This window comes from Pseudovibrio sp. Alg231-02 (assembly GCF_900143565.1).
Lineage (GTDB): Bacteria > Pseudomonadota > Alphaproteobacteria > Rhizobiales > Stappiaceae > Pseudovibrio.
Genome location: NZ_FREX01000019.1, coordinates 12,781 through 38,130, shown reverse-complemented (window position 1 = coordinate 38,130; position 25,350 = coordinate 12,781). Strand labels below are relative to the sequence as shown.

Here is a 25,350-nt window from a genome sequence, read left to right as displayed (position 1 = left end):
CTGTGATGCTGGGAGGCCAGAAGGTATTGAAAATGCGTAGCAAGGTAGGATTGAAGCTGCTTCGTGCAGCTGAAATCGAGGCGGAACGTACTGTCGCGATTATTAGAATAGCATTTTCTGTAGTATTAGTCGCGGTGTTGCTGTTCTCTGTGAAAGAAGTAGAAGGGACTGGGGAGATATACCTGAAGTGGCAGCTGGTTCTCGCTGCCATTGCCTTTCTTTCCTATTTTGCACTTGGCACTATCAGTTATTGTTTAATACAGCGAAATGTTTTTCAACCTTGGATGACTTGGTTTGCGGTGACAGCTGACTGTTTATTTCTGTTCTTGAATGGTTGGCTCTCTCTCGTAAACTCTGAGATCCCAGGTGACATTTTGTTTGCAATGCCAGTAATCTGGCTAGCACCTGTAATCCTCGCTTTCGGTGCCCTACGTTTTAATCTGTGGCTTCAAGTTTATGTGGGTGTTTTGACAACTACGGGTCTGGCGTTCTTGGTTTTTTGGCAGCCTACAGTAATCACCGAAGATATTGCTCATCGGGTCGTCTTGGCGCTAGAAACCTCACCGAACTTATTACGCCTGTTAATGGTTGCAATATTGGGGGCTGTTTTAGTCATTGCCGTTCGGCGAACTCGCTCTCTGTTGCAGCGCTCTATTGCAGAGGCTAGACAGAAAGCTAACTTAGTCCGGTATCTCCCTATGCAAATCGTCGACACTCTGGCTGATGGTGAGTTAGAAGTTTTACGGGAAGGGCAACAGCAAGACATGACGATCTTGTTTGTCGACATTCGTGGCTTCACCAGCTGGTCGAAAGATCAGAAGCCCAAAGACGTAAGTGTTTTTATCAACGCATTCAGAGAAATCGTATTACTTGCAGGACAAGACACCGATGCAATCATCGACAAGTTCATCGGCGATGCCGCTATGCTGCTTTTTGAAGGGCATAATGCGCCTCTACGTGCGTTAAACTGTGCTCGCCGCCTCTCAACAGACATCAACCATTGGTCTCAGGATCGTATACGTGAGGGCGAACTGCCGGTGGGTGCCGGCATCGGTGTACATCACGGCCAAGTATTTTCAGGTGTGGTTGGTAATGAAACCCGTCTTGAGTTCACAGTTTTTGGAGACGCAGTGAACATTTCAGCGCGATTAGAACAATTGACTAAAGAGATAGACATGGATGTAATCACGACTGAAACAACTCTACTGGCAGCTGGCTTGGACACGATAAACGACGACTGGCAAAGATTGCCACCTGCAATACTGAGGGGCCGGCCGAGCGAGATTTCAATCTTTGGGTTTAAGCGTTCTGTTTCCGCAAAAGATTAGGTTTTTAATCCAGACGGTAGTTTTGTTTGAGGGCGACTGGTCTTGCATATGACACAATGGATGTCTGCCAGAGCACTTTGGTTTATTCTAGACAGGTACTTAAGCTCTGTTACCTTATTTTAAGCCAGCACTTGTCATACTCATCGTTTGTCTTAAGTTCCTTAGGTTGAGACAAATTGCCTGCATAATTGCTCCCGCAGCCAGGTTAAGGCTGCATCTTTGTCGCTGCGAGGATGCCAGCGTAGATTATAATCGAACCCGGGCATAATGAAAGGCAGTTCAAATGTTTGCAGTGGTGCTAGATCCAACATCAACATTGCGGAACGGGTAGGAATTGTCAGCAACATGTCGCTGTTTGCTAGCAACAACGGTGCTGTCGCAAAGTATGGCTGGCGTAGTGCCACGTGTCGTGAGAGACCAATTTCTGCTAATAACCGATCCACGATGCTACCCTTTCGCCCTAGGGGGGTGCTAACCATATGTGGCCAGCTCACATACTCGTCAATGGAAACTTCCTGACCATCTGCCAGCAGTGGGTGATCTTTACGGCATACTCCAGAGTAGGTTTCGCTAAAGAGAAACTGCGAACTGAAACTCATCTCAGATGGGCTTTTTGTAAAAAGTAACAAATCCAAGGATTCATTGATCAGTTCTTTATGGCTCTCCGTAGAGATGGGCACAATGTCTATTTGAAGTCTGGGCCCTAAACGATTCAACTCAGGCAAGATCGGTTGAATGACTGTATGCACTCCATAATCAGTTGAGGCGATACGAAAAACACGCTCAGAAGCAGATGGATCAAACTCTTCACCTGATATGAGATCTGCAAGCTCTTCAACCACGATTGAAACCTGATCTGCAATAGCAAGAGCACGAGGAGAAGCCACCATTCCCTTGTTGCTGCGCACAAACAATGGATCCCGGAACATCTCGCGAAGATGGACAAGAACCCGGCTGACAGCTGGCTGACTCATGTTCAGTTCTGAAGCTGTGATTGTCACGTTCCGTGTTCTCATAAGTGACTGAAATACCACCAAGTGGCTAGCATTATATCTCATTAAATTCGATTTCTGCATAACAAGCATCCGTTAAATTCATTTGATAGATATCTCTTTTGCACCCATATAACTTCTTAATCAAGTCGCAAGAGGATTTACAAATGAAGCTAATGGAAACACTGATGGCAACCGCATTGGCTGTGCCGATGTCACTCTTCGCCCATGGCAGTGCGGATGCAACACTCCTAACTGGTCGCAGTTTTCAGTATGAGGTTGCGAGTTATGGCATCTGCGTTTCTTTTAGTGGAGAGAATGCGCTGACTTGGACTTATCTCAGCGCGCCAAATGGTGAAACTGGCAAAACCGCCGACGAAACACTTGATCGGATTGACCTAACTTCCGAAATCGTCCTGCTTAGCTGGACCGAGGACAACGGAGCAAACGTTGTCGATGTTTTTGACTTTTCACAAATGAAGCTGAATGCCTCCTTTGTGACACCAGAAGGACAACGCTTTATGTCTGTGGCTACGATCGTGGAAGTAATCGACTGTGGCCCTGATCGTACCGAAGTGTCGGTGCCTACAACCAACCTAGAAGTGGTGGAAGCACTGTACAATGCCTTCAATACTCGGGATGTCTCGATCTTTAGCACAATCATGGCGCCAGATATGGTCAATAACCCAATCCAGCCTGGTACCAATCCTGGCCCAAGATCCATGCAGCAAGCGGTCGAGCATTTTCTAGAAATGATCCCGGATTTTAGCATCAAAAATCTGGACGTGATCACTGGCGATGGTAAGACAGTCGTACGATCGGTTATTCGCGGGACACCGCAAGGTAATCTGTTTGGCTTTGAAACCAATGGAAAAAGTTTTGAAATCGAAGCCACCGATATCTTGGAGATCCGTAATGGTCAGATCCAAGAGATCTGGCATATGGAGAACTGGCTTGGCGCAATGTTGCAGCTGGGAATCCTGAATAACAAGCACTGAGCGTGGAGTTGCTGGCTTGTTTGACTGCAAGCTGGCCCCTGCGGAGGCTTCCCTCACCGACAATACCTCGTAAAAGACCAAGGATAACCAAACGATGGAACTTGTAAGAAAGGTTCAAAGCTCAGTGACGCTTGATAGCTTTGATATCAATCCCTTCAGTTGTTCATCCAGCAAAAGGCAGATCCGATTTGTATGTTCATTCCCATGTAACCTTCAATAGCCATGGAGATGCCCTAGCAGGGAGGCTGTTTACGCCTAAACAGCAGACTGCGCTGGCAGGAGTGGTCATTATCGGACCGGTGAGTTCAGTTAAGGAGCAATCGCCATTGCAATATGCTACACGGCTAGCGCAAAATGGCATCACTGCTTTGATTTTTGACACGCGCTATCGAGGCGACAGCACCGGAGAACCGCGGTTTCTAGAATCCGGAACTGCGAATGTCGAAGATCTGATTGCAGCTCTTGATTTTCTTGATCAGTCTATCGATGCCCCCTCCAGCCACCTCGGACTGCTTGGTGTCTGTCAAGGTGTGAACTGGGCTATTGAAGCAAGTGTTCAGGACAAACGGGTTAAGTTCCTTGCGCTAGTGGCAGGTCATTACCTGACACCGCAGACTGCGTTGATGTACCTCGGCGATGAAAAATCTATCAACTCACGGAAGCAGCGGTCTGATAATGCGAGACTTCTTTTTGAGAAGACTAATGAAGTTAAGTATATTCCGGTCACCGGCTCGGATGAAGCCTTGTTGACACATCAGCCGCCAAATGACTGGTACTCCCCCTGGGCTTTGCATCATCCCTGGTTTGCTCATCGCGGCAACTGGGAAAATAAGATGGCAACAATGAGTGAAGCTGGCATCTGGGGATGGCGAACTGATCTCACCCTTCCGAAGCTAAAAACGTCCATGCTGATGGTTCATAGCGAACACGCAGCATGTGGGCGTGAAATCCCACAAATGCTGTTCGAGCTTACAGGCTCAGATGAAAAAAACATTGTTTGGCTGCAGGCAGCTGGACAACTGCAATTCTACGAAGATCCGGTCATTATCGACGAAGCAATTGAGTACTTGATCCAGCACTTTAGCAGGTAACCACCACTCTCCGGAAGGAGCTCTGTATGAAACTAAGTCTCTCATGTTTATCTCCTTACTGGCTATGGGCACTGTTTTCGTTCCCTGCCATCCTTATGATCTCACAAGTGGTCAACTCTTCTGACCATTGGGTGTTCCACAGAATGGTTCATCCTAGTGGCGAAATGTCAGCTCGATTTTTAGTCGTTGCCATGATGGTGACGCCCCTATGCATGCTGTTCAAGGGCTGGCGCGGCGCGTTGTGGTTGAAGAGAAACCGTCGGTATCTGGGTGTGGCTGCCTTCGGCTACGCGTTGCTGCACACAGTATTCTACTTCATTGATAAGTCTTCTGTTGAGCAAGTCCTATCTGAGGCTCCGCGGTTCTACATCTGGACTGGTTGGGTGGCATTAGGAATCTTTCTCCCGCTAACGATGACATCCATGGACTACTTCGTACGCCGAATGGGCCGAAACTGGAAAACCTTGCAGCGCTTTGTCTATCCAGCTGCAATATTAACACTGCTCCACTGGGCCGCCTTGCACAATTGGCATAGCCCGACGGCCGCTCTCGTCCATTTTGGACCGCTTGCGATACTTGAGCTTTTTCGCATCGGGTTCTGGTTACGCCAATATAAATTACGGACATTCAACATGGTGAAGGGTGCAGAGAATGAATGATCCATTTCATCATATCCAAACTGCTACGCGGCTTCATCTTGCGGAGCATGGTTGCGGAGCCTACACCTTCGAGGATGGCCCATCGCTGACGACTTTGTCTCGGTCATTGCGCCCAGATCGAGTGCTCGAGCTTGGCACTGCCCTTGGATATACAGCGTGTTGTCTTGCCCATGGATGCAGCTCGGCACAAGTGGACACAATTGACAAGGACCCTCTGCATCTTCGCCTCGCTGCTAGGCATCTAGAGAATGCTGGTCTGATGGATCGGGTCAAGCTTCATCTAGGAAGCTTCGACACTGTCATAGACAACCTTTCTCCATTTTACGACATGGCTTTTTTCGACGGGTTCGCACCATCTCCACAGACCATTGAGCGCGTACGTGAACTTCTGACCCCTACGGGTGTCCTAGTTTGTGCAAATCTTGGGCTGGCGGATTTACAGTCTGCCCGCAAGCTTACGCTCGATTTTAACGACCCTGCACGCTGGAAGTCGTTACCCAACATAGAAGCTGGGCAGACACTCGTCCTGCGTAAAGTAACGCCCTAGCTTAAACCTCAGTTCAAATTTCACTTCAACTAAGGAAACTTCAAATGAAAATTGGGATTACTGCGCCACGAGGCAATGTTGGAAGCAAGATTGTCCGCCGCCTACTGGAAGAAGGTAGCCATGAGATTATTCTGCTGGATCATCGCCCAGAGAAATCTACTGAGGCCTATGGGGACTCGGTCACCGTTGTTTCTTGTGACATTTCTGATGCTACACAGTTAATTGCTGCCACAGAAGGCCTCGAAATGCTCTATATTGTTGTGCCACCGAACAATGGTTCCAGTACCTATCTGCAAGACTTCATCCACCAAGGGAAAATCTTCCGATCCGCCATTGAAGTCAACGACATTCCACGTGTTGTTTTCCAATCGTCTTATGGAGCTCACATGCCCTATGGCACGGGTCCAATTGTAGGCTTGTTCCATGCAGAGCAGGAACTGAATCGTACCGCTGCAAACGTTGTACATCTTCGTGCCTGCTATTTCATGGAAAACTTCCTTTGGTTCAAATCACCAATCGATGAGAAGGGTATCATTCCATTACCTGTGAAATCTGCTAGCACAACAATATACAACTCAACTGATGACATTGCAGACCGCGCAGTGAGATGGCTGAGCAGTGAATTCTGGACTGGCAAGATCGTCGATGAGATTCATGGTCAACGACTAAGTTTTGCAGAAGTTGCTCGACTAATCGGCAACAAAACAGGGAAAGAAGTTGTAGTCGTTGAACTGTCCGACGAACAATCTCTGGAAGTTTATACTCAGCCTCATATCGGTTTTAGTACCCACTACGCAGAAATGTTTAATGAGCTTCATCGTGGTGTAGACGACGGAACGCTGACTGCCGAGTTTACTCCCAACCAACTATCCGGAGTAAATCGCAGTTTTGAAGAGTTTGTGGACGCAACGTTCTAACGGTAACGCCTCAGAGAAATACTGACTGCTCGTGATATTCGTCATTTGTTCGGCAACATAGTTTGCAACTCACAGATTGTAAGAAGCCTGACTGATCTCAATGCACATTTGGGCAAGGCCGAAGACAAAGTTACTTTAGGCGGCCCTGATTACGGATCCAAATGATGCTGTGATCCACCCACGTCAGTTCAAGAATGAAGTCACACCCAATGCTCATGAGAGCACTGGGTGTGAGATGCTCAACTTTTCAAGCTATAAATTGAGAATTTTGCAGACAAGGTTTATGACACTCTTTGGATCTATCAGGAGTTAAACACTTTGAAGCAGTGCAAGTAACAACTCCCCCTGTTTATCTCAAAAAAAACACCCGATACAGATGACGAGTGCATCGGGTGTGAGTAGCGCCTGTTGGGAGGCATAACATGAAGGGCGTGATTACGCTCAGCTCTTACAATTGACTTTCGACAAAGCAGAGCTATGTAGCGAAACACATTCTTTTTCTTAGTTAGATCAGACCGCGCCAATAGACCTGCCTAAAGATCTACTGATTACCCGGCACAGCCATAAAGCTAGAGTTTACTCCTTATGCGAATAGGTCTTTGAACAACCCAACACACTGCCGGAAGCCGTCTTCAAAATTGTTGTTTCCAGGGTGATAGACGCTCTCAAAGGAAATGACGCCATCGTATCCATCAGAGCGAAGAGCATCAGCTATTGGCTTAAACTGATCAGCAAGCTGACCTTCACCCATTTTTTTGACGGTGAGTGTCGCACGTGGCGTGTCAACAAGCACGTCCTTGATGTGAACATGCCCTAAGTAGCCATCTTTTACCTCATGGTATCCATTCGGGAATGCGCGTTCATGACACCAGCAGTTGTTAGCAGGATCCCACAGAACTTGGAGGGTGCCTTTTGCGTCGAGATCATCAATGAGTTTTCGGCCGGTATAGTTGGAATTGACCATTGTGCCGTTTCCAGTTTCAACGACGAGCTTGACGTTCGCATCCTTAGCAACGTCAATTGCAGGTGCAATTAATGGTAGCATGGCATCCCAGGCACCTTTGGCAACATTCCACTTTTCAGCTCCGTTATTACCCCAAAGAATCTGTTCTTTTTTAGGAGACATAATGCGGACAAGCGGGCTTCCAACTACATGTGCCATGTCTATGACGCGCTTGAGAGAATCCATGTGCTTTACATGCAACTCATCACCGGGTTTGTTCGCTCCTGTCATACCAGCAAAAATGTGGCGAGATAAGCAGGAAACAGGCTTGCCGCGACCTCTGAGGAGTTGATCAATTTCCTTTATTTCTTGAGCTGAATGATCTCCAACCTCAGTATCGCCAACAAACTGAAGTTCTGCATACTCAAGCTCAAACTCATCCATTACATCAACTGTATGAGCCAGATCACGGCTGATGCCGTCACAAATTACACCTAGTTTCATATCTAAAATTCCTTGAAGTCTTACCGATGTAGCTCAGCGCCAATGATTTCTTCGATGACTCGCGTGCAAACCCAGTTATCTCCATTTGGATACTTGGTTTTGCCAGCATGGAAGATTTGCATTGCAGTTGAAGCGGTGTGCATTGGAACTCCCAGTTCTTTTGCCATGTCCAGGCAAATGGTCAGGTCCTTGTGCATGGTTCCGATGTGCGAACCGGTACCTTCAAACTGTCGGTCGATAATTTTCTCAAGAGCAGTATTTGAGACGCCACACCCAGCACCAGATGTTGAGAACACCTTGAAGAGTACATCGCCAGAAACACCTGCTTTTGCAGCAAGTGCTGAAGCTTCAAACGTTGCCGAGAAGATGGAGCCAATCAGCGACTGAAGACAAGACTTTACCGTTTGTCCATCACCTGCATTGCTTCCAACTCTATGAATAGTCTTAGACACCGCTTCCATCACAGGAGCGTACTCATCAAGTACTGCAGAGCTACCTGCAGCCATCATGGTAAGCGTACCACCTTGTGCTCCAGGAAACCCGCCGGAGACTGGAGAGTCAATTAGGTGTATGCCTGTATCAGCCATAGCTTCACCAATCTCGCGGGCTTCGCCCGGATTAATGGTAGCAGTTAGAACAACTACACCACCTTCCGTCATATTTTCTACTAGTCCATCAGGCCCCAAAATGACTGCCTTTGCCTGATCGCCATTCATAACCATCACATAGACCGCGTCTGAAGCTTTAGCGACTTCAGCAATATTGGTAGCGGGTTGGCCTCCCATCGCAGCGAAAGTATCCATACGAACTTTCGAGAGATCAAGACCTGTGGTTTCAAAACCATTTTGGATCAGGTTTTTGGCCAGACCGCTGCCCATATCTCCCAATCCGATTACACCTGTACGCTTCATTGTACTTTCCTAATTCTTCCGGCCGCACCGGTGAGTAGAAATTAGGCACAACCCCACATTCGCAAAAGCTGCAGGGCAAGCCGTTTGCATGAGGATTTCAAGCACTCACGTGCCGGGCGGGTCCGGAAGACACCTCACTGCCCTAGTTCGATCAATTCCCGTCTGGGCTAAGGAAAGACAAGGCTCGGCACCCAAAGCACCAACTGAGGGAAGAGACAAATCAGGATGAGAACAGCAACATTGCCTAAAAGGAATGGTGCTGCTCCAAGAAAGATAGAGCCAATTCCCATTCGGGCGATGGCTGCACAAACGTTGAGGCAGTTGCCAACGGGAGGTGTACATGCTCCTACTGCCAGCCCTGATACGAGAACAACACCAAACTGCACGCCTGACACACCGGTGGCAGTCGCCGCTGGTAGAAGAACGGGCGTCAGAAGTAAAATTGCCGGACTGACGTCAATAAATGTTCCTGCAATCAAAATCACAACTGCGATCACGAGCATAAGAGCGGTCGGTCTCAAATCAAGGCTGACCACATAAGTTGCTAACATGTCGGGTACACGTTCCAATGCGAGCACCCAGATGTAGAGCTGCGAGAAAGCGATGATCATCATGATTTTCGCCGAAGTCAGGATAGCTACCCGCATCGATTCCGGCAGTCGTTTCAGGCTGCCAAGGCCAGTCAAAAAGAAACCAAGAATAAGTCCATACAAGACCCCGAGCCCGGCGGACTCTGTTGGGGTTGCTATTCCAAAAACGACTGATCCGACAATCAGTATTGGCATAATAACCACAAGGCCCGCCCCTTTGACCTGTGCGATAGCGTTCTCAAAGGTCCATGCAATTGGCTGGGTCGGGAAGTTTTTGCGTTTCGACACCCAATAAACGATTGCCAGCTGGAAGACACCAATGAGCAGTCCTGGTATCAAGCCTCCCAGAAAGAGCTGCCCGACAGATTCCTGAGCAACAATGGCGTAAATCACCATTGGTACGCTTGGTGGAATAACCATTCCCATTGTTGAAGATGCGACGGTGATCCCTGCAGCAAAGCTGGCTGGGTAGCCACGTTTCTTCATTTCGGGGATTAGTACTGAGCCAATAGATGCTGTGTCCGAGGCAGACGAACCAGAAATACCGCCGAAGATCATTGATGCGACAACATTTACCAGTCCAAGCCCACCTTTAAATCGCCCGACAAAGAAGAGAGAAAGATTGAGCAGTCTTTCAGTGATGCCGCCAATGTTCATCACAAATCCCATAAGGATGAAAAGCGGCAGAGATATCAATGCATAATTGTTTATTCCAGCGAACAAACGTTGAGGGAGAATGCCAATAAGCATGGGTTGCTCGATCAAAAAGTAGCTTAGAGCAGACAGGCCGAGAGCATATGCAATAGGCACTCCCAGAAACAGCAGGATGAACAAGCTGACGAGAAGTAAAATCATCTGAATCCCTATAAATTCCCAAGGAGACAAGGCTGCTCAAAACACTGAGGTGCAGCGCCAAGTTCACGGTCTTTATTGTTTGTATCTTCGTTCCGCATACGGCTACCTAACCTATTCAATCTTCAGGAACCCAGAGCAACTCAACGCTTTCACGTTTGGTAAGCGTCAGCAGAATTTTGATCAGGCAGAATAAAACGGCTAACCCACACCCGACAGGAATCGAGGCTTGGACAATTCCCTGAGGCCAATCAAAGGGTTGCCATGCAGTTTTGCCAGTCAGTTTGATCCAGTTCCATGAGTAATAGACCATGTAGGAGTTGATCAGAGCGACAAGCGCCAACTGAAGGCAATATGCGATCCGCTTCGGCCATTCCGGCAGAAGGTCGACAAACACAGTAATCGCGATGTGTTCTCGTCTGGACACACCGACAGCCGCCCCAAGGGCCGAAGTAAACAGAAACGCGATGGTGACAAACTCGTTTCCGCCGTAGATCGTGTCATTAAACCCATACCTCAGAACGACAAGAATGCAGACCAACGCAAAAAACACCATAAACAGACCAACAAGAATCCATTCCAGAACCTTAGCAATCGTGTTATCTAACTGTTTGAGAAAGCCCATTTCTCCTCCCTGAAGAATAGCCATTTCGCAGTACATTGTCTGACTAAGATAGACACCGGACTGCTTGCCCGATGCCTTTTTTTTCAGTCAATGCCTTTCATTAGGAACAGGAACGAGCAGCAGCTTTTGCTGCATTGACCTCATCCATGGAGAACGCGCCTTTGTTGACAAAAGTGTCGTAGACTGGCTGCACCGCGCTCTGGAACCCCTTCAACGTATCGCTTTCGACATAATTGATAGTGACATACTCACTCATTTTCTTGATGAGTTCTGCCTCTGCTTCGCGGTACATCTTGTCGGAGAGCAAAAGCGCCTCGACAGCAACTTCATCAAAGGTCTTTTGCAGGTCGGCTGGCAGACCGTCATACCAGGCTTTGCTCACAAGCAAAGGATCTGGGCCGGTCGAGTAGTTGGTGATGGACATGAACTTCTGAACTTCATGGACCTTGAAATCCCAGATATTTGCTGGAGGATTGTCCTGACCGTCAATTACACCAGTCTTAAATGCTTGGTATGCTTCGGAAAATGGCATTGCCTGAGGGCTTGCGCCAAGTGCCTTAGCCGTCTCGATGTACACTTCCTGTTGCGGTACTCGCATCTTGAGCCCTTGCAAATCCTCAACTTTCGTCAATGGGCGGACATTGTTGGTATGCGCGCGGAACCCCTGAGAAATACCCGTTGCAGGAATGTGATATCCATTGGCCGCAGCTTCCCTCTGCAGGCTCTTGGTGAAGTCGCTCTTTACCAGGCATTCCATCTGGTCCCAATTTTCGACGAGGAACGGCAGAAGGAAGATATTGTACTTGGCACTTGCTTCGGCAAACATACCGCCACGTGTCCCTTGCAAAAGGCCAGTGGTGAGCTGATCCATCATTTCGCGCTCTGTTCCTAACACACCAGAAAAGTAGTTCTGAACATCGATACGACCACCAGAGCGCTTCTCCAGCTCTTGTTCAAAGAAGATCATCGACTTTGATCGGATTGCACTTTCTGGTTGGTCGTTTGCATACTTAAATGTGAAGTCAGCAGCGTTTGAAACGCCAGAAGATAAAATAACGCAGGCAATACCTGCCAAAAACTTTTTCTTAATGGACATTGTTTCCTCCCTGGATAAGCCCCCTCGCTCATCAGTAGAAACTCTCATAGACCATCATTTTGGTCGTTGTGAATGCAAAAGACATCAACTCAACCAAATTGATGTCTTTTGATGTTCTGTGAATGTTGTGACCATGCATCATTGATGTTAGTTGATGTGATTATGCAAGATTATTTCCACACATCAGTCAAAAAGACTGCAAAAATTTCCGAGATTGCCAATATTGCTGGCGTCAGTACTGCTACGGTCGATCGCGTATTAAACAACAGAAAGAATGTAAGTGAATCCACACGACAACGTGTTCTTCAAGCAAAAGCCGCAATCGAAAATGGTGAAACTCCAGTCGCTCGCAGTAAACCATGGCGGTTCAAGGTGTTCTTGCCGGAGGACGCCGGCCCTTCAACCGATTATTTGGCTTCGTGTTTCCAAGAAGTCGGCGCGATGGGAAATGCTACTATAGAGTGTGTCTTTACAAGAAAGATGGAACCATCCGTTCTTGCGCGCAAACTTCGAAACTGTATCGGGCAAGGCATTGATGCCGTCGCTTTTCAAGCCTTGGATGACCCTCGAGTTCATGATGCACTTATAGAATTGCAGAGCTATAAAATTCAAACTCTGGCGCTATTGTCCGGAATCGAGAGTAAGTCAGTTGTGGGATACGTGGGCATCGACAATCGCGCAGCAGGAAGGACCGCAGGATATCTTATGGGGCGAATGGCAAAAAGCCCAGGACCAATTGCAATCTTATCTGGCGGACAGCTCTATCGTAGTCATGAAGAACGGGAGATGGGTTGCCGTGCAATTTTGCGCCGAGAGTTCCCTCATAATGATGTGCTGGCCACCTATAGTGGAAGTGATGATATTGACGGCAACTATGAGGAAACTCTTGCATTACTCACACGCTATCCAGAAGTTGTAGGCATTTACAATGTGGGCGGCGGCAATGAAGGGGTTGTACGCGCACTCAAGGAGACGGGTCATTCCGGTGAAATTATGTTGATCGGCCACAATCTCACCCCCAAGACACAGAACTATCTGTTGGAGGGAGCCATGGATGCAGTTATTCACCAAAACATGCGTCACGCAGCGCGTAAGTCGGTTGATGCCTTACTCGCATCTCTAAACAATAAACCAGTTCAACCAGATATATTGTCTGTTGAGATTATCACCAAAGAGAACATATGGGGAGCAACCTATGGGTAATTACCAGTGTCCGGCTCTCCTGATCTGGTAAGTGAGCAACCTCCGAGTGAGGCCTGCTTTCACTTTCCTTGTCATTTGGAGCCGATCAGTTTGATCAAGGTCAGGGCGACCGAAGGGGACCGGCTGCACGCAGCGCAGGAAGCAGGTCGCACTGCCTGCTTGCAGGTTGCCTTGAGCAAATTGAGCGGGGACTTAGTTCTTGGCTAACCGTGCTGCTTTACGCGGTCGTAACTGTGCCTCGCAAGAACCGATGCAACAGTCTAAGCGACACACTACGGTAGCCTGAAGCTCAATCAGATCAACTGGGGATGAGATTATGGATGCTAAAAGCAACTTTCTCGAAACAATCGAGCCTGGACCGTGGACTATCAAGAAGTTCGTTTTTGCCGATGGTCCGGACGTGGATCGCTCTGTCTGGACAAGCCCTATCTGGCATCCTGGTTACAACCCGTCTTTTCTGGGACGCACAGCACTGCGTAACCCGACTGACTTCAAAGGCTCAGTTGGCTGCACACCGGTCAAGAATGGCCGCGCTCAGTTAAGGCTTAACACATACAACCCAATTGACCCGAAGCACACTAGCCTGCTCGGCGCTCAGATCAATACAATCGAAAAATGGGGACTGAGCAGCTACGCGAAGGTCGCCTTTCACGCGAGAGTCATATGCCCTACCTCGATGCCCAAAGGTGCTGTTGCCGCCTTGTTTGCCTATAACCTAATAGATCAAAGTGCTGACCAGAGAGATGAGATAGACTTCGAGTTGATCTCAAAATACTGGAACGACCCCAAGCCGCATATCAACACAAATGTTTTCCTCGATAGCAGCCAAGGCACAGCTGTACAAAACTCCATTCATCAAGTGTTCGGCAATCCTATTGATCTGCATATCATCTGGTCATCAACTGGCATCCAATGGCTTGTCAACGGAGTTACCGTTCGAAAATCCTCACAAGCTCCTCAGTCCGACATGAGCCTCACTCTTAACTTCTGGGCTCCAAGTGCAGCAGGATGGACCTGGGCCTATGACGCCGATTTGCAGCCTTCAAACGCGCCTGGACAGAGTTGGACGTTTCAGGTTGCTTCTGCATCTGTTTCATACGTCACCTTATGAACGGAGTGAGTGCGATGTGGGATCTAGCAGATCCCGCTGAGCACCGGCCACAGGCTCGGATCTCGACTTCACAATATTCGCTGTCTGCTCTGACCTCAATCGACCCACTGGCTTGAGGATCAGACTTGCGAATGGCTTCTGTCAGCTTGTATCTGCCAAACATGTTGACTTCAGCCTCCATGGCGCAGCTCGCTTTATTGTCTCGGCAATTTTCCGTTTTTTTCGCTCGTGCTCTGCGACTTCGGCCAAAGCTTTATAGGCTCGGGGTAGTGCAGGCGTGACGATATCGCGGTGATTTGAGTAAGGATTTGCTGAGTTTGTGTCGTAAATCGTCCTGGCGCAAAGGTTCGCCGCAACTCAACATTCTCATCAGGCGTGGCATGCGGTTTCAGGTCTCGCCAATAGTGGCAATCTCCCAAATCATGACGCAAGCTGGCCGTTACAACTATCCGTCCTTTACTCGCCCAAAACCTGATAACCAAAGCTCCAACCTGAGATTCAACGGTGACGAGGTGATCTTGGGAGAGGATCTTACCCTCTCCCTCGAAAAGCAGCTTGGCTACTGGCATTACTGTATCAGAAAGGGTCACGCTGCAGCCTCAAGAGACGCATAACCAAAATGCGCTTTGGATGGGCGAACGCTGCCGTGACGTTCGCGGATCTGGTCCATTGAATACCGGCCACGGCTGCTAGAACGCCAAGCTGCAGGGCGGTAGTTCCACTTTTTCTTTTTGGATGCATATTTGAAACCGGCTGCTTTCAGTGCGTCCTTGTGTTGCTTGGTGTTACCGCTCACCCAGATCCACGAACCGCAAATTTCAATCTCCAATCCATCCAGATTGATAATCGCGTTCAGTGCCGCGTTGAGTTCTTCCCCATAGTTGCTGTTTGTGGCCTCTTCAGTTTCGGTGCTGTCGGCATTCTTTAGAGCATCATAAGCAGCGTTTACGAGTTTCATCATCTCATCACCTGCAGCACTGGCGTCTGGGTTCAGATCTGGATGGTATTTTTTGGCCGCTGCTTTGTAGGCCGCTTTGATTTCGTCCTGGCTCGCACCTGAAGACAGGCTGAGGATTGAAAGGGCGTCTGAGATAATCATGTATTTTGCTCCCGCTTGAGATCCGTTTCTTTCTTCTTGTCGAAGACAGCGGGGGGAGCGGTGCAAGGATCGGAAGGCCGGAGGGGTATCCCCCACTTGAGCGCAATAGCGCGAAAGCCGACCTGCAGCTGCAGGTCGAGTCCTGCACGCAGATTTGCGGTGCCGGTCTGCCGGCACGAGCAAAGCTAAGGAAGGATGGGGAGACCGGCCTGGAGACCGCGAAGCGGCTTTAGTCCTTGCTCCACGATGGGGCGAAGCCCCTTGACGCACAATGCCAATTCTCTAAAAAATCTTCCAGTACCGCCTGTTCAAGCATTAGAATACTAGATGCGGTTACACATCCTTTTGAGTCGTAGGCACAGCAAGTTATGACAATGATTTTTTTCGCTCAGCCCTTCGGCGTACCTGTGCTTGTCAGCGACATGTTGATCAGCGGCTTAGAAACTGAGAACTCATCTGATCTTAAGTCGCCTGATCACATCAGTGGAGTAGACAAAACCTTTCCCAAAGGATCTGGCTTCGTTCCGCTCCGTTTAAAACGTAAACTCTTTATAATAAACGACAACCTAGCGGTCGGTTTATCCGGTTCATTTCTTCACATGCGTTCGTTTTTAGATGACCTGAGGGAGAGAAATCGAGTTCATCGCCTCGTTACATCAGAAGACATGCATCAATTTATAGACGAGTACGTTCGATCTCCTCACGGAGCTATCACCCTTAAGGAGATCACCGCTCTTGCATTGTTGCAAGAGCGACATGGCTGCAATTACTTTGTCTTGGGTGATAAAGCTCGTGAAAGCTGCTCCACTACAGATACAAAGGGCTTTGGAAACGTCCTGTCGATTGGTTCGGGGCAGCAATCTGTCTTGGATGAAGTTGCTCGCATAGACAAGTATAACTTCATACAACCAAATACTCATGGGATGAAAGTGGATCGTTTTCATGCCGCACTTGCTAAAGTCTTAGCTCTTCTATCTCAGTTAAATAAGCTCGACTCTGTAACATCAAAGTACTTGCTGGAATACTGGGGTGGTGGCTATGAAGTAATCTATTACAATGGGAAAAAATTCCAGTTCTTAGACGATTATTCATCAGTAAACTGGCAATTCGATATATCTCAAAACAAACCCCAATTTGTTCCCTTAAGTTTGATCAAATACAAACGAGAAGAAAACTACTCAGTATTCTTTTGTAATCAGAACGGTGAGTTTCACATATTTGCTGGATCAGACATCAGCGAGAGCTGCAAGCGAACTCTATCTTTTGATGTACGCAATGTAAGTTTTAATAGCCCTATTATGAACAATCTAATTTTGGTGACAGACGGTTGCAAAATACAGAACATCTACAATTTCTACGGCATGCATTCAGTTGATCAACCTGGCATAGTTTTCACAGAAGTAGATGATAAAGCTAATCTAACCATTCTGATTCAAAGCGGTGTTCAAAGTGAGCTAGAGCGCTACATCTTAAAGCATCAAGATCACTTGAGCCGAGCACTTAACTAATCTCGCGCTCAATCCTCGATAATCCCAATCCGTTACAACTGCGACCAAAATTCATTGCTCATACCACTCGTCAATAGCTTCCTTCTGTGATTTCATTCGAGCCGCGGTCACTACCCCCTCAATCTGCAGAACAGCAGACACAATCACAACGCATACAAAGATGGCAGCATCCCAATGAAACAGCTGTAGGAAGGCCAACAGGCCTACAAATGCCAATGCGGTTGCTTGCGGTGTGGAGCGCATGGCTACGCCGTGACGATATCCCGCGATAAACGAGATCAAAGCCGCTGCTAACAGCGTTTCAATCCCAGCAAGCATTGAAAGTACAAAGTATGTCATTTGGTCAATCTCTCTTCTAAGATACACCCAACGAAAAAGGCTTAGCATAAGCCCCCGTGATTGCTGTTGATCCTCGACCAGCTTGCTCAGCTGATCGAGATCCGGAGACGCAGACGATGCGAGATCCTTCGAGAGTAAACTCCCCTTCCCCGCACATTTGATTCAATGGTGGCTTCCTGGCTATCCCCTCCAGATCGAGCGGCGTGGCCGGTTGATGGGTTGAGCTGCAGGCGACAAGAAGAAAGAAAGCAAATACAGAAAGGTATCTCATGAGGGATCTCCCTAGCTCGCCATGCGGTTGAAAGGTTCGCAATTAAGCTGAAAACTCCGGCATTCGTCACGCCAAGCGATAGCCCATGGATGTTTGGTCGGCGTCAGGAAGTCCAAAACCGAGATTGGACACTCACGAGGTCGAGGATTGTTGTCTTCACTGATGAACTTGTAAGTGAGTTGATCCGGCGTCCTGGATGCATAAGCGATCATGCCTTCAACGCGAGGTTGCTGATCCTCTTCGCCGTTGATGTAAAGAGCAGCATAAATCACAAACTCGCCCTCATGGTCATCATGAGGTGCCGTATGTTCGTGATGCAAAACGAGTTGGCGAGTATCATTCTCAAGCACTTCGAGAGACTTGAAGATTGATTGCACGGCTTGCGTGATAGAGGCTGTCTTTTCTTGGACAGGAGTTGATCCCATAGCGGTCATCCCTATTTGAGTTTGTGTGTTCCGCTCCCCTGCCCTTTCCGGAAGGTTTGCTTTCACTTTTCTCGTCACAGGGAGGCCGTTCTGCTTGGTCAAGATCATTGCGACCGGAGGGAACCGGCTGCACGTAGCGCAGCGAAGGAAGCCGGTCGCAATGCCTGCTTGCAGGTTGCCTTGACCACGCAGAGCGGGGACTTAGAGAACAGGTAAGAAGTAAGCCGCTCAGCGGCTTTCCGTATTAAAGAACGCTGTTTGTCTGGCTGTCGTTATCTGTAACGGCCTCCTGAGTGCCGCTCGATAAGCTCTAAGTAACGAAGCGCTTCTTTCTGGCGCTGTACTGGATCTGCCTTGTCCAGTGCCTTCAAAAGGCCGTTCGCCAGATCCTCTCCTTTGTCGATTGAGGATTTTAAGTGCTCGATGGCATCCAAGAGTGATTGTCCTCGTGGATCTTCCTCTTGGCAGGTTTCCACGGCTTCGCGCAGCACTTTGAGCACGGTTGTCGTCTCAAACTGCTCTAGCAAATTTTCAGACCAATCACCGCCAAAAGCGACATTGGAGAGTTGAGTTACCTTCTGAGTCATGAGAACATACATAGAACAAAACTAAGGACAAGCAATCTCGGAAACCCATGGATGACCCTGTTTCGAACGCTATACATCGACATGAACAGCTTTTTTTCGAGCGTAGAACAGCAGGAGAATCCTGAGCTGCGTGGCCGTCCTGTCGCTATAACCGCCATAGAAAATGAAGCGGGATGCGTAGTGGCGGCATCCTATGAAGCCAAAGCATTCGGGGTTAAAACCGGCACGCGGGTCTATGAGGCAAAACAACTCTGCCCAGGCATTGTATTTCGTCCCAGCCGCCACCGCTTGTATGTGCGCTATAACCAGCAAATTGCCGAGGCTATTGATCGAATTGCTGACTTGGAACGCATACGATCAATCGATGAGTTCCAAGTTGGCCTTGGCGGGATACAGGCCAATCTTGATCATGCTTGCCAGATCGCTCTTGAGATCAAGCAAGCAATATTCTCAAACGTTGGAACAGAGCTGCGCTGTTCTATCGGAATCGGCCCCAATCCACTGTTAGCCAAGATAGCAGGCAAGCTGATCAAACCGGATGGGCTTGAATGGCTCGGGCCTGAAAACATGCCTGAACGGATTGCCTATCTCGCACTTGATGACTTACCAGGAATTTCGAAGGGTACGCTTGTTAAGCTCAATCGAGCAGGCATACATGATACCGAAAGCCTCTACGAGCTAGATCCACGCCATGCGCGGCTTATTTGGCATTCTATAGAGGGTGAGCGCTTTGTTCGTTCGCTCCAGGGTGAGCATGTCCCGATAACCTCAACCAAGCGCGGTGGGTACGGCAATTCGAAAGTTTTGGCTCCACAATTCCGAGCGCGGGCAAAAGCTAAAATGGTCGGTCGCTGGCTGATGGAAAAATCAGCTGAGCGATTACGTCGCGATCAATATTGTACGCGGAGGGTTGGCTTGTCTTTGAGGTTTTTCTCTTCAGGTTACGGGGCCAAACATCAGACATGTTTTCCAACGCAAGATACCCGACAACTGTTGCACATTTACGAGACCTTGTGGGGCGAGATGACGAAAGAAACTGAACACAAACGCGGTGTGGTTTCGGTCAGTGTGCAATTAGGAAATATCCAGCCGTTAACTGAACGCAGCGGAGAACTCTTCACGCCCTGCAGGCCAGGTCAACAGACAAAAAATGAAGTGCTCTCAGTTGCAATAGATCGCATCAACCGCAAGTACCAAACCCGCATTGTCCGATATGGCGAACATCAGGAGCATTTCGGCTTTTTTGAACGTGGGGATTGAGCAAACTTTGTTGGCGGGATCTCAAAGCACAAAAGAACCTAACTGTAGGGGCTTGAGATCCAAATGTGCGGGTGCGAGATTATCGCGAATTTGGGCTCAGATTATCTGAGAACGAGCGCACATTATGTGAGACAGGCTCACACTCCTGAGACTGGACACAGCGCCATGAGACTGATGCCAATCAGTTAATGCGCATCCGCCTCCAAGCCCACGCAAGATCACAAGAAAAGACCAGAGGCATTAAGCAACCTTGTGATGATTTTCGTAACGGGTTTTCTTATGCTCAATCCGTGCAGTTCAGGATTACTTTTGGGCTGCAAGAAAAACGTAGGATTTTCTTGTTCAGCGCTGGTGTGAGCCTACAGTCGAACCGTAATTGACCAATTGCTGCCGTTAGAGCACCTTTGCACTATCCTTGATCAGAGCTTGCCCTCAACCTCAAGTGGATCTGACCCAGCTTACTGGTGAAAGCAGAAGGCCGCACTTTGCAGCGGAGCAAGAAGCGTCTCGCGGACAAACTGGGCGTTCAAAGGAAACCTAAAATTGGCAAGCGAGTGCCAGTTAGTACCGGTCAGATCTTTCAACCATAGCGGGAACTGTTCAACGTAAGGGTAGGCTCACCAATCGACTACTTTGCCAGTGCTCCTAAATTTTCAATACACAACTCTCGATGTTGATACAAATTTATGCAAGTAAATTTGTATTCTAGTATTTATATATTTGGTTTTATAAATGAACTCTGCGACAAGAACGGTTGAAGATTGGGCAACAAGTCCATATTTGGTTTTCTTAACTATCATAGCAACACTTGGGAGCTCTGGCTGGCTTGTCTACGATGTACTTTCTGAGAAGCCAGGAGCGATCCCTGCCATATCGACAAGCCTTTCAGTAATTGTGTTTCTCGCAATATCGATTTACTCACTGACTATCCGGTCAGAAAATAAGAATCTCCGAAAAATCGCGGAGATATTCGGTTATATTAATAGTATTTATAGAGAAAAGCTGAAGAAGGCATTTGGTGGTGATACACGCATGTCAGATGAAGAGTTGATGCAGCTTGAAAGCGATTGCCTTTTTAGCATCTGCCAGCGGATAGCCTTAATTTATAGCAAAGTGATTAGTAAAGACTGCGTTGTTACTATCAAACTGCTTGTAGAAAATGATGGCGTTAAACTTGCAAAAACCTATGTGAGATCAGTTACGGATTGCGAACGAGATCAAGGAAAGTCGATCGATTACGTAATCCAAACAGGGGCAAATACCGCGTTTGACCAGGCATGCATGCCAAAACCTGATGGCTCATCTCCCTATTTTTGCTCGGGAAATCTCACAAAAATCAAGAAATCTGAGTACGCTAACCAAAGACAAAACTACACCACGTATTATCGGAGTGCGATCGTGGTCCCAATTTACGAAATATCAGTTGAAAAAGCTGATACTCATGAATACATGGATTTGGTAGGTTTTTTGTGTATCGACACGAAATCAACTAATAGATTGAAAGAAGGTTTCCATGTACATATGCTTACGTCTCTCGCGGGGCAAATATATAACTTCATGTCGCTAATGCGTGGAAAATACAGTATAAGGCAAGAAGTAAGTGGCTAAGACTAGTTCTGATGATGTTGTGGAAGTTAGAATTTCGGATCGAGCTAACAGCTGGAACAAGCGTGCTCTAGAGCACCTCGCTAACCACCAACATAGCTTTACAGCAGGTTCTGTAGCATTTAACAGCGGACCGGTTGAACAAGTTCGAGTTGGCGAAATAACAAATAGCCTTAATCGAATAGCGTTAGCGATCGTTAATAAATCACGTACATAAGTTAACGAAGCACGTCCATTTTCGGTCAGACAAAACCTAATCTCCTGAGTAAATTCAGAAGAAAGTAGATGATCAAAATCAGAGATATAAGGCCGTGCTGAACGGCTTGTAGTTACCCATAAGTCGTATGGTAGATTGATTCTTCCGCCATACTTCGCCTAGCCCATGAGTTAGCATTCATGGTTCATCGTGTGGCACCGAAGGATTGAGGCGCCAACCAATAATCACGGTCTCTTCGGGGACCAAGTCAACTCAAAAAGAACTACCATAAAATCTACGCTTGCGAAGCTAAGCTGCTCCCCTTGAGCTGCTCCCCTTTTTAGGACCGCCCGGCTGGAGGATTTTCCGGGGCCTGAGCTCATGTCAGATGCTTGTCTGCTGAGCGCTTTATAAGCGCGATCGGCGGCTTGTTGCCGATGGCACTGTGAGGACGAACCTCGTTGTAGTCTCTACGCCAATTCTCCAGTTTTTCACGGGCGTCGTCAAGGCTCATGAACCAGTGCGTATTCAGACACTCGGCGCGCAACGAGCCGTTAAAGCTTTCAATGAAGGCGTTATCGGTGGGCTTTCCCGGTCTGGAGAAGTCAAGCGTGACCCCCTTGGCATAGGCCCACAAATCGAGATCTTTTGAGATAAATTCGCTGCCATTATCAACGCGTATCGTTTTGGGGTAGCCGGTGTGCTGACAGATCCGCTCCAACGTTGCCACTACGTCTTCGCCGCGATAGCTAAATCGCGGGTCGGTGGCCGGCGCATAGCGCGAAAAGGTGTCCACGATGGTCAGAATGCGGAGTTTGCGGCCCGTTGCCAATTGATCATGGACGAAGTCCATCGCCCAGACCTGGTTGGTGTGGGTCGGCTCCTGGCGGTCCTCCCGCAGCTTGGCTTTGACCCGGCGTTTCGGCGTCTTGTTGCGCAATTGCAACCCTAACTCATTGTAAAGCCGGCGCACACGCTTTTGATTGACCGCCCAGCCCTCCCGTCGCAGCAGCACGTGAACACGCCGGTAGCCAAACCGGATGCGGGTCTCGCAGATTTCCTTGATCCTGAGCTTCAAGGCGGCCTGATCGCCACGCCGCGACTTATAGGTGTAGAGCGAACGGTCGACCTTTAGGGCGTGACAGGCCTTGCGAACCGACACCTTCCAGGCTTCTCGCACCTCATCAACCAATTTGCGCTTGCGAGCAGGCTTTAGAGCTTTTTTTGCAAAACGTCCTGCAACATTGCCTTATCAAGAGACAAGTCCGCGACAAGTTTCTTCAGGCGCCCATTCTCCGCTTCGAGCTGGCGTAACCGCTTCATCTCAGAGGGCATCAGGCCCGCATATTTCTTGCGCCAGCTGTAAAATGTCGCTTGGCTCACACCCGCCTTGCGACACACTTCCGCCACCGCCGTCCCATCCTCTGCCTGCTTCAACACAAAGGCAATCTGCGCTTCCGAAAACTTCGAGGCTTTCATCGAATTCTACTTCTCCCCTTCAAGGGAGCTTAAGTGGAAAATTCCAGTCTGAAACGGTCCGATTTATTGGGGGCAGGTCACTTAAAATGCGCCCAGAGAAGGCTATTGCAGCCAAATTCAGGTTAAGTTGATAGCGCCCTATGATCGAAATACATTCGTATACCATTTGAGAAATTGCTCTAAAATGAAGCTGTATAACACTTATAAAGTTGATCTTCTCAAACCGACTTATGAGCGATACATTTTCTTTTATGTATTACTTCCAATATACAGAAGCACCACAGAGTTTCATCTTTAGGTTGCTTTAATCTTAAGAAAAGTTAATATTTCTTCCCTAAGGCATTTTCAATTTTCACTCAAATGATCAAAAGGGCAAGTAATGCGTTGGAAGTACTTTTCAAATTTAATGTTTGTCTTTGTGTTTGCATTATCCTGCACGACTACAGCAAAGCAATCCCATGCTGGGTGGAGCTATGCATTGGTGGCGGTGGCTACGGCAACTAGCTTTATCTCTTCTCATTCGGGCGGCAAAGCGTCTCGCGCTAAAGCTAAGGCACGCGCCAAAGAGTTCGAAGCCTTAATGGCATCAGTTCATAGCATTGATGTAAAAATTGATGCGTCGTTGCTGCTTCTTAAGGATATCAAAGCATCTATTCTGACCATTCCAGATGAAACCCTTTCGAGAATACGATTAGCGGCTACCAAGGATACTGTCGAAGTGGCGGTGGAGTATGCTAATGTTATTGCTGCAAAAGAATTATATGCGTCTAAAGCTGTTGAACATACCAAGAGCAAGCTTGGTTTTGCACTTTACGACCTAAATCGCGATACTGGCTATTTGGCACAGAGAGTAGTTGCTGGTGATATCCATGCAATGACATATCTTGCTTTGGTGCAAGAGGCTGTTTTGAATACTCATTTTGCCTTGATCTATTCAAATGATACCATCTCAAAGGAAGAGGCCGAGGAGATTAAAACAACCCCTAATCGAGGAGAGTGTATTGAAAAAGAACTGCTGAAACCGGAGTTTGCCAAGTATTATACCTGCCCTAAGATCACCACCTCTATAGGAGCGGAACACTTTCGGCTGCTTTCTGATCAACTGCGCCGGTTCAATAGAGTATGGGCGAGTGCCATTGATGTGAAGGAGGGGCCGCTGTATGGATCTGCTAGCAAACTTGCTGATAGTTTTTCCTATCACGTCGATTTTGGAGGAAGACGCGATGAAAGATTACGAGACCACCGGTTGGAGTATGCTGAACTTGAGTATTCTTACACACAGGCCACACAAGAGGACGGCCCAGATACAATACCTGACAACTGGGGTAGTCCCGATGCATTTATTGACTATATTGATCGTCCAAAACCAAACACGTATGTAAACCGATCTGGTGAGTGGCCGAATTGGCAAAAGCTCTTCCCTGAAGTTAACCCAATCCCTTCACTCTATGAAAAGGGACGGCATCTACAGGCGATTGCATCGCTGTTTTTCAATCTACCTATGGCAGCATTTGAAGAGAATAGGGATTTGTGCCTTATTCTCATCCCGCTGGCCCACACACCGCCCAAGCTGGAATGGACGATGAATCAAGTCGACCAAGAGGGAAACCAAGATGAACACTTTATATTCCACCACAGGCTCGTGCCGATGGGGGCTGTTGTTCACCGCGCTGTAGGTGATGTCACAGTTGTCAAGGAAGAAGGCGCAGCGATATTCAAAGGCAAACTGCAAAGGATAATCGGGACCTCGCGGTATACTGATTTCGATCTGTACAACTGGACGAGTAAAAATGCGGCAAGCTACCGAGATATGTTTTTGGAGGACCCAATGCGCTTTTGTGAGCCGACGGATCGCGTTTTTATAAGTTCTGAGTACGTGGGGCGCTTCGGCCGATGGATCGGGGCGATCAGAGGGCAGGAGGGCGACTACGCCGCACCGCTGCGTCTAAGCAATTATAACCAGGAAGCGTCCACCCGCTTAGCACGATTTGCCGACACCTCGAGAGCAACAGTACTTCGTCAAGCGTTTAGCTATCGTGTATCAACGCATAACCAGCTTAATGCGCTTTTGCAGCTAGATCCGAAAGACACAAGCAAAGATTATACGGAGGTGGCAAAAAGCACATCCGCGTTGCTGGCATACGCCGCCGCTACAGAAGCCTTTTTGTCTAATCAACTTTGGCTGAGTACTTTTCCAAGGAAATAGGAGGAATT

At 48.1% G+C, this 25,350-nt stretch carries 24 protein-coding genes; 12 read left to right on the top strand and 12 right to left on the bottom strand.

The features are described from left to right. Nucleotides 1-32: 32 nt before the first annotated feature. Nucleotides 33-1,328, top strand: a complete 1,296-nt coding sequence (locus tag DHN43_RS26510) for an adenylate/guanylate cyclase domain-containing protein (protein ID WP_159097003.1) — start codon at nt 33-35, stop codon at nt 1,326-1,328. 161 nt (nt 1,329-1,489) lie between these two features. On the opposite strand, the gene DHN43_RS26505 is transcribed toward DHN43_RS26510, so the two are convergent. Next, entirely contained in the window at nt 1,490-2,386 is an 897-nt protein-coding gene (locus DHN43_RS26505) for a LysR family transcriptional regulator (RefSeq protein ID WP_256387201.1), read from the bottom strand. A 101-nt stretch (nt 2,387-2,487) separates the two neighbouring features. Between DHN43_RS26505 and DHN43_RS26500 the strand changes: the two genes are divergently transcribed. The 5 genes from DHN43_RS26500 to DHN43_RS26480 all read left to right on the top strand — a co-directional run bounded on the left by DHN43_RS26500 (nt 2,488) and on the right by DHN43_RS26480 (nt 6,532). Next, the gene (locus tag DHN43_RS26500; RefSeq protein ID WP_108820656.1) at nt 2,488-3,318 is read left to right on the top strand and encodes an ester cyclase; all 831 of its coding nucleotides are present in this window, start codon (nt 2,488-2,490) and stop codon (nt 3,316-3,318) included. A 131-nt stretch (nt 3,319-3,449) separates the two neighbouring features. After that, nucleotides 3,450-4,409, top strand: coding sequence for an alpha/beta hydrolase (locus DHN43_RS26495; RefSeq protein ID WP_159097001.1), 960 nt, complete (start codon nt 3,450-3,452; stop codon nt 4,407-4,409). Nucleotides 4,410-4,435: 26 nt separating this feature from the next. Then, on the top strand, nt 4,436-5,068 hold the full coding sequence (locus DHN43_RS26490) for a sulfite oxidase heme-binding subunit YedZ (protein WP_108820654.1): 633 nt from the start codon (nt 4,436-4,438) through the stop codon (nt 5,066-5,068). Next, complete coding sequence (locus DHN43_RS27705; protein ID WP_108820653.1) at nt 5,061-5,615, top strand: O-methyltransferase; 555 nt, start codon at nt 5,061-5,063, stop codon at nt 5,613-5,615. The genes DHN43_RS26490 and DHN43_RS27705 overlap by 8 nt, the downstream gene beginning before the upstream one ends. A 44-nt stretch (nt 5,616-5,659) precedes the next feature. Continuing rightward, a complete protein-coding gene (locus tag DHN43_RS26480) occupies nt 5,660-6,532 on the top strand; it encodes an NmrA family NAD(P)-binding protein (RefSeq protein WP_108820652.1) in 873 nt (290 codons plus the stop codon). A 583-nt stretch (nt 6,533-7,115) separates the two neighbouring features. Here the strand turns inward: DHN43_RS26480 and DHN43_RS26475 are convergent. From DHN43_RS26475 to DHN43_RS26455, 5 genes are all read right to left on the bottom strand, one after another. After that, on the bottom strand, nt 7,116-7,979 hold the full coding sequence (locus tag DHN43_RS26475; RefSeq protein ID WP_108820651.1) for a sugar phosphate isomerase/epimerase family protein: 864 nt from the start codon (nt 7,977-7,979) through the stop codon (nt 7,116-7,118). A 20-nt stretch (nt 7,980-7,999) separates the two neighbouring features. Further along, a complete protein-coding gene (locus DHN43_RS26470) occupies nt 8,000-8,890 on the bottom strand; it encodes an NAD(P)-dependent oxidoreductase (protein ID WP_063319819.1) in 891 nt (296 codons plus the stop codon). A 167-nt stretch (nt 8,891-9,057) separates the two neighbouring features. Continuing rightward, entirely contained in the window at nt 9,058-10,335 is a 1,278-nt protein-coding gene (locus DHN43_RS26465) for a TRAP transporter large permease (RefSeq protein ID WP_108820650.1), read from the bottom strand. Between the two features lie 115 nt (nt 10,336-10,450). Next, a complete protein-coding gene (locus DHN43_RS26460) occupies nt 10,451-10,957 on the bottom strand; it encodes a TRAP transporter small permease (protein WP_063319817.1) in 507 nt (168 codons plus the stop codon). 100 nt (nt 10,958-11,057) lie between these two features. Next, nucleotides 11,058-12,053 (bottom strand): TRAP transporter substrate-binding protein, encoded by a 996-nt coding sequence (locus tag DHN43_RS26455; protein WP_159097000.1) that lies wholly within the window; start codon nt 12,051-12,053, stop codon nt 11,058-11,060. A gap of 162 nt (nt 12,054-12,215) precedes the next feature. On the opposite strand from DHN43_RS26455, the gene DHN43_RS26450 reads away from it, so the two are divergent. After that, complete coding sequence (locus DHN43_RS26450; protein WP_159096999.1) at nt 12,216-13,256, top strand: LacI family DNA-binding transcriptional regulator; 1,041 nt, start codon at nt 12,216-12,218, stop codon at nt 13,254-13,256. A 316-nt stretch (nt 13,257-13,572) separates the two neighbouring features. Continuing rightward, nucleotides 13,573-14,367, top strand: coding sequence for a glycoside hydrolase family 16 protein (locus DHN43_RS26445; protein ID WP_108820647.1), 795 nt, complete (start codon nt 13,573-13,575; stop codon nt 14,365-14,367). Between the two features lie 194 nt (nt 14,368-14,561). Here the strand turns inward: DHN43_RS26445 and DHN43_RS26440 are convergent, their stop codons facing one another. Then, entirely contained in the window at nt 14,562-14,957 is a 396-nt protein-coding gene (locus tag DHN43_RS26440; RefSeq protein ID WP_108820646.1) for a hypothetical protein, read from the bottom strand. After that, entirely contained in the window at nt 14,954-15,466 is a 513-nt protein-coding gene (locus DHN43_RS26435) for a J domain-containing protein (protein WP_108820645.1), read from the bottom strand. Before DHN43_RS26435 ends, DHN43_RS26440 begins: the two co-directional genes overlap by 4 nt. A 368-nt stretch (nt 15,467-15,834) precedes the next feature. Between DHN43_RS26435 and DHN43_RS26425 the strand changes: the two genes are divergently transcribed. Beyond that, nucleotides 15,835-16,974: a hypothetical protein gene (locus DHN43_RS26425; protein ID WP_159096998.1), complete on the top strand. Its 1,140-nt coding sequence runs from the start codon at nt 15,835-15,837 to the stop codon at nt 16,972-16,974. Nucleotides 16,975-17,025: 51 nt separating this feature from the next. Here DHN43_RS26425 and DHN43_RS26420 read toward each other — a convergent pair whose 3' ends face one another. The 3 genes from DHN43_RS26420 to DHN43_RS26410 form a co-directional block, all read right to left on the bottom strand. After that, nucleotides 17,026-17,313 (bottom strand): hypothetical protein, encoded by a 288-nt coding sequence (locus DHN43_RS26420; protein WP_108820642.1) that lies wholly within the window; start codon nt 17,311-17,313, stop codon nt 17,026-17,028. A 282-nt stretch (nt 17,314-17,595) separates the two neighbouring features. Further along, complete coding sequence (locus DHN43_RS26415; RefSeq protein WP_159096997.1) at nt 17,596-18,009, bottom strand: hypothetical protein; 414 nt, start codon at nt 18,007-18,009, stop codon at nt 17,596-17,598. Nucleotides 18,010-18,281: 272 nt separating this feature from the next. Further along, nucleotides 18,282-18,596: a hypothetical protein gene (locus DHN43_RS26410; protein ID WP_159096996.1), complete on the bottom strand. Its 315-nt coding sequence runs from the start codon at nt 18,594-18,596 to the stop codon at nt 18,282-18,284. A gap of 51 nt (nt 18,597-18,647) precedes the next feature. On the opposite strand from DHN43_RS26410, the gene DHN43_RS26405 reads away from it, so the two are divergent. Continuing rightward, entirely contained in the window at nt 18,648-19,856 is a 1,209-nt protein-coding gene (locus DHN43_RS26405) for a Y-family DNA polymerase (RefSeq protein ID WP_108820639.1), read from the top strand. Between the two features lie 732 nt (nt 19,857-20,588). Further along, complete coding sequence (locus tag DHN43_RS26400; RefSeq protein WP_159096995.1) at nt 20,589-21,464, top strand: hypothetical protein; 876 nt, start codon at nt 20,589-20,591, stop codon at nt 21,462-21,464. A gap of 572 nt (nt 21,465-22,036) precedes the next feature. On the opposite strand, the gene DHN43_RS26395 is transcribed toward DHN43_RS26400, so the two are convergent. Then, a protein-coding gene (locus DHN43_RS26395) for an IS3 family transposase (RefSeq protein WP_373456221.1) occupies nt 22,037-23,136 on the bottom strand; the annotation gives its coding sequence in 2 pieces (ribosomal slippage) (nt 22,037-22,884 and nt 22,884-23,136; 1,101 coding nt in all). A 379-nt stretch (nt 23,137-23,515) separates the two neighbouring features. Between DHN43_RS26395 and DHN43_RS26390 the strand changes: the two genes are divergently transcribed. Beyond that, nucleotides 23,516-25,342: a hypothetical protein gene (locus DHN43_RS26390; RefSeq protein ID WP_108820636.1), complete on the top strand. Its 1,827-nt coding sequence runs from the start codon at nt 23,516-23,518 to the stop codon at nt 25,340-25,342. Nucleotides 25,343-25,350 lie beyond the last annotated feature (8 nt).

Excerpts from the sequence above, each read along its gene's own strand:
- DHN43_RS26390 (WP_108820636.1), top strand. The coding sequence starts at position 23,516 with ATGCGTTGGAAGTACTTTTCAAATTTAATGTTTGTCTTTGTGTTTGCA.
- DHN43_RS26510 (WP_159097003.1), top strand. The coding sequence starts at position 33 with ATGCGTAGCAAGGTAGGATTGAAGCTGCTTCGTGCAGCTGAAATCGAG.
- DHN43_RS26475 (WP_108820651.1), bottom strand. The coding sequence starts at position 7,979 with ATGAAACTAGGTGTAATTTGTGACGGCATCAGCCGTGATCTGGCTCAT.
- DHN43_RS26445 (WP_108820647.1), top strand. The coding sequence starts at position 13,573 with ATGGATGCTAAAAGCAACTTTCTCGAAACAATCGAGCCTGGACCGTGG.
- DHN43_RS26505 (WP_256387201.1), bottom strand. The coding sequence starts at position 2,386 with ATGAGATATAATGCTAGCCACTTGGTGGTATTTCAGTCACTTATGAGA.
- DHN43_RS26460 (WP_063319817.1), bottom strand. The coding sequence starts at position 10,957 with ATGGGCTTTCTCAAACAGTTAGATAACACGATTGCTAAGGTTCTGGAA.
- DHN43_RS27705 (WP_108820653.1), top strand. The coding sequence starts at position 5,061 with ATGAATGATCCATTTCATCATATCCAAACTGCTACGCGGCTTCATCTT.
- DHN43_RS26455 (WP_159097000.1), bottom strand. The coding sequence starts at position 12,053 with ATGTCCATTAAGAAAAAGTTTTTGGCAGGTATTGCCTGCGTTATTTTA.
- DHN43_RS26500 (WP_108820656.1), top strand. The coding sequence starts at position 2,488 with ATGAAGCTAATGGAAACACTGATGGCAACCGCATTGGCTGTGCCGATG.
- DHN43_RS26490 (WP_108820654.1), top strand. The coding sequence starts at position 4,436 with ATGAAACTAAGTCTCTCATGTTTATCTCCTTACTGGCTATGGGCACTG.
- DHN43_RS26405 (WP_108820639.1), top strand. The coding sequence starts at position 18,648 with ATGACCCTGTTTCGAACGCTATACATCGACATGAACAGCTTTTTTTCG.
- DHN43_RS26480 (WP_108820652.1), top strand. The coding sequence starts at position 5,660 with ATGAAAATTGGGATTACTGCGCCACGAGGCAATGTTGGAAGCAAGATT.
- DHN43_RS26435 (WP_108820645.1), bottom strand. The coding sequence starts at position 15,466 with ATGATTATCTCAGACGCCCTTTCAATCCTCAGCCTGTCTTCAGGTGCG.
- DHN43_RS26465 (WP_108820650.1), bottom strand. The coding sequence starts at position 10,335 with ATGATTTTACTTCTCGTCAGCTTGTTCATCCTGCTGTTTCTGGGAGTG.
- DHN43_RS26410 (WP_159096996.1), bottom strand. The coding sequence starts at position 18,596 with ATGACTCAGAAGGTAACTCAACTCTCCAATGTCGCTTTTGGCGGTGAT.
- DHN43_RS26425 (WP_159096998.1), top strand. The coding sequence starts at position 15,835 with ATGACAATGATTTTTTTCGCTCAGCCCTTCGGCGTACCTGTGCTTGTC.
- DHN43_RS26415 (WP_159096997.1), bottom strand. The coding sequence starts at position 18,009 with ATGGGATCAACTCCTGTCCAAGAAAAGACAGCCTCTATCACGCAAGCC.
- DHN43_RS26420 (WP_108820642.1), bottom strand. The coding sequence starts at position 17,313 with ATGACATACTTTGTACTTTCAATGCTTGCTGGGATTGAAACGCTGTTA.
- DHN43_RS26450 (WP_159096999.1), top strand. The coding sequence starts at position 12,216 with ATGCAAGATTATTTCCACACATCAGTCAAAAAGACTGCAAAAATTTCC.
- DHN43_RS26470 (WP_063319819.1), bottom strand. The coding sequence starts at position 8,890 with ATGAAGCGTACAGGTGTAATCGGATTGGGAGATATGGGCAGCGGTCTG.
- DHN43_RS26400 (WP_159096995.1), top strand. The coding sequence starts at position 20,589 with ATGAACTCTGCGACAAGAACGGTTGAAGATTGGGCAACAAGTCCATAT.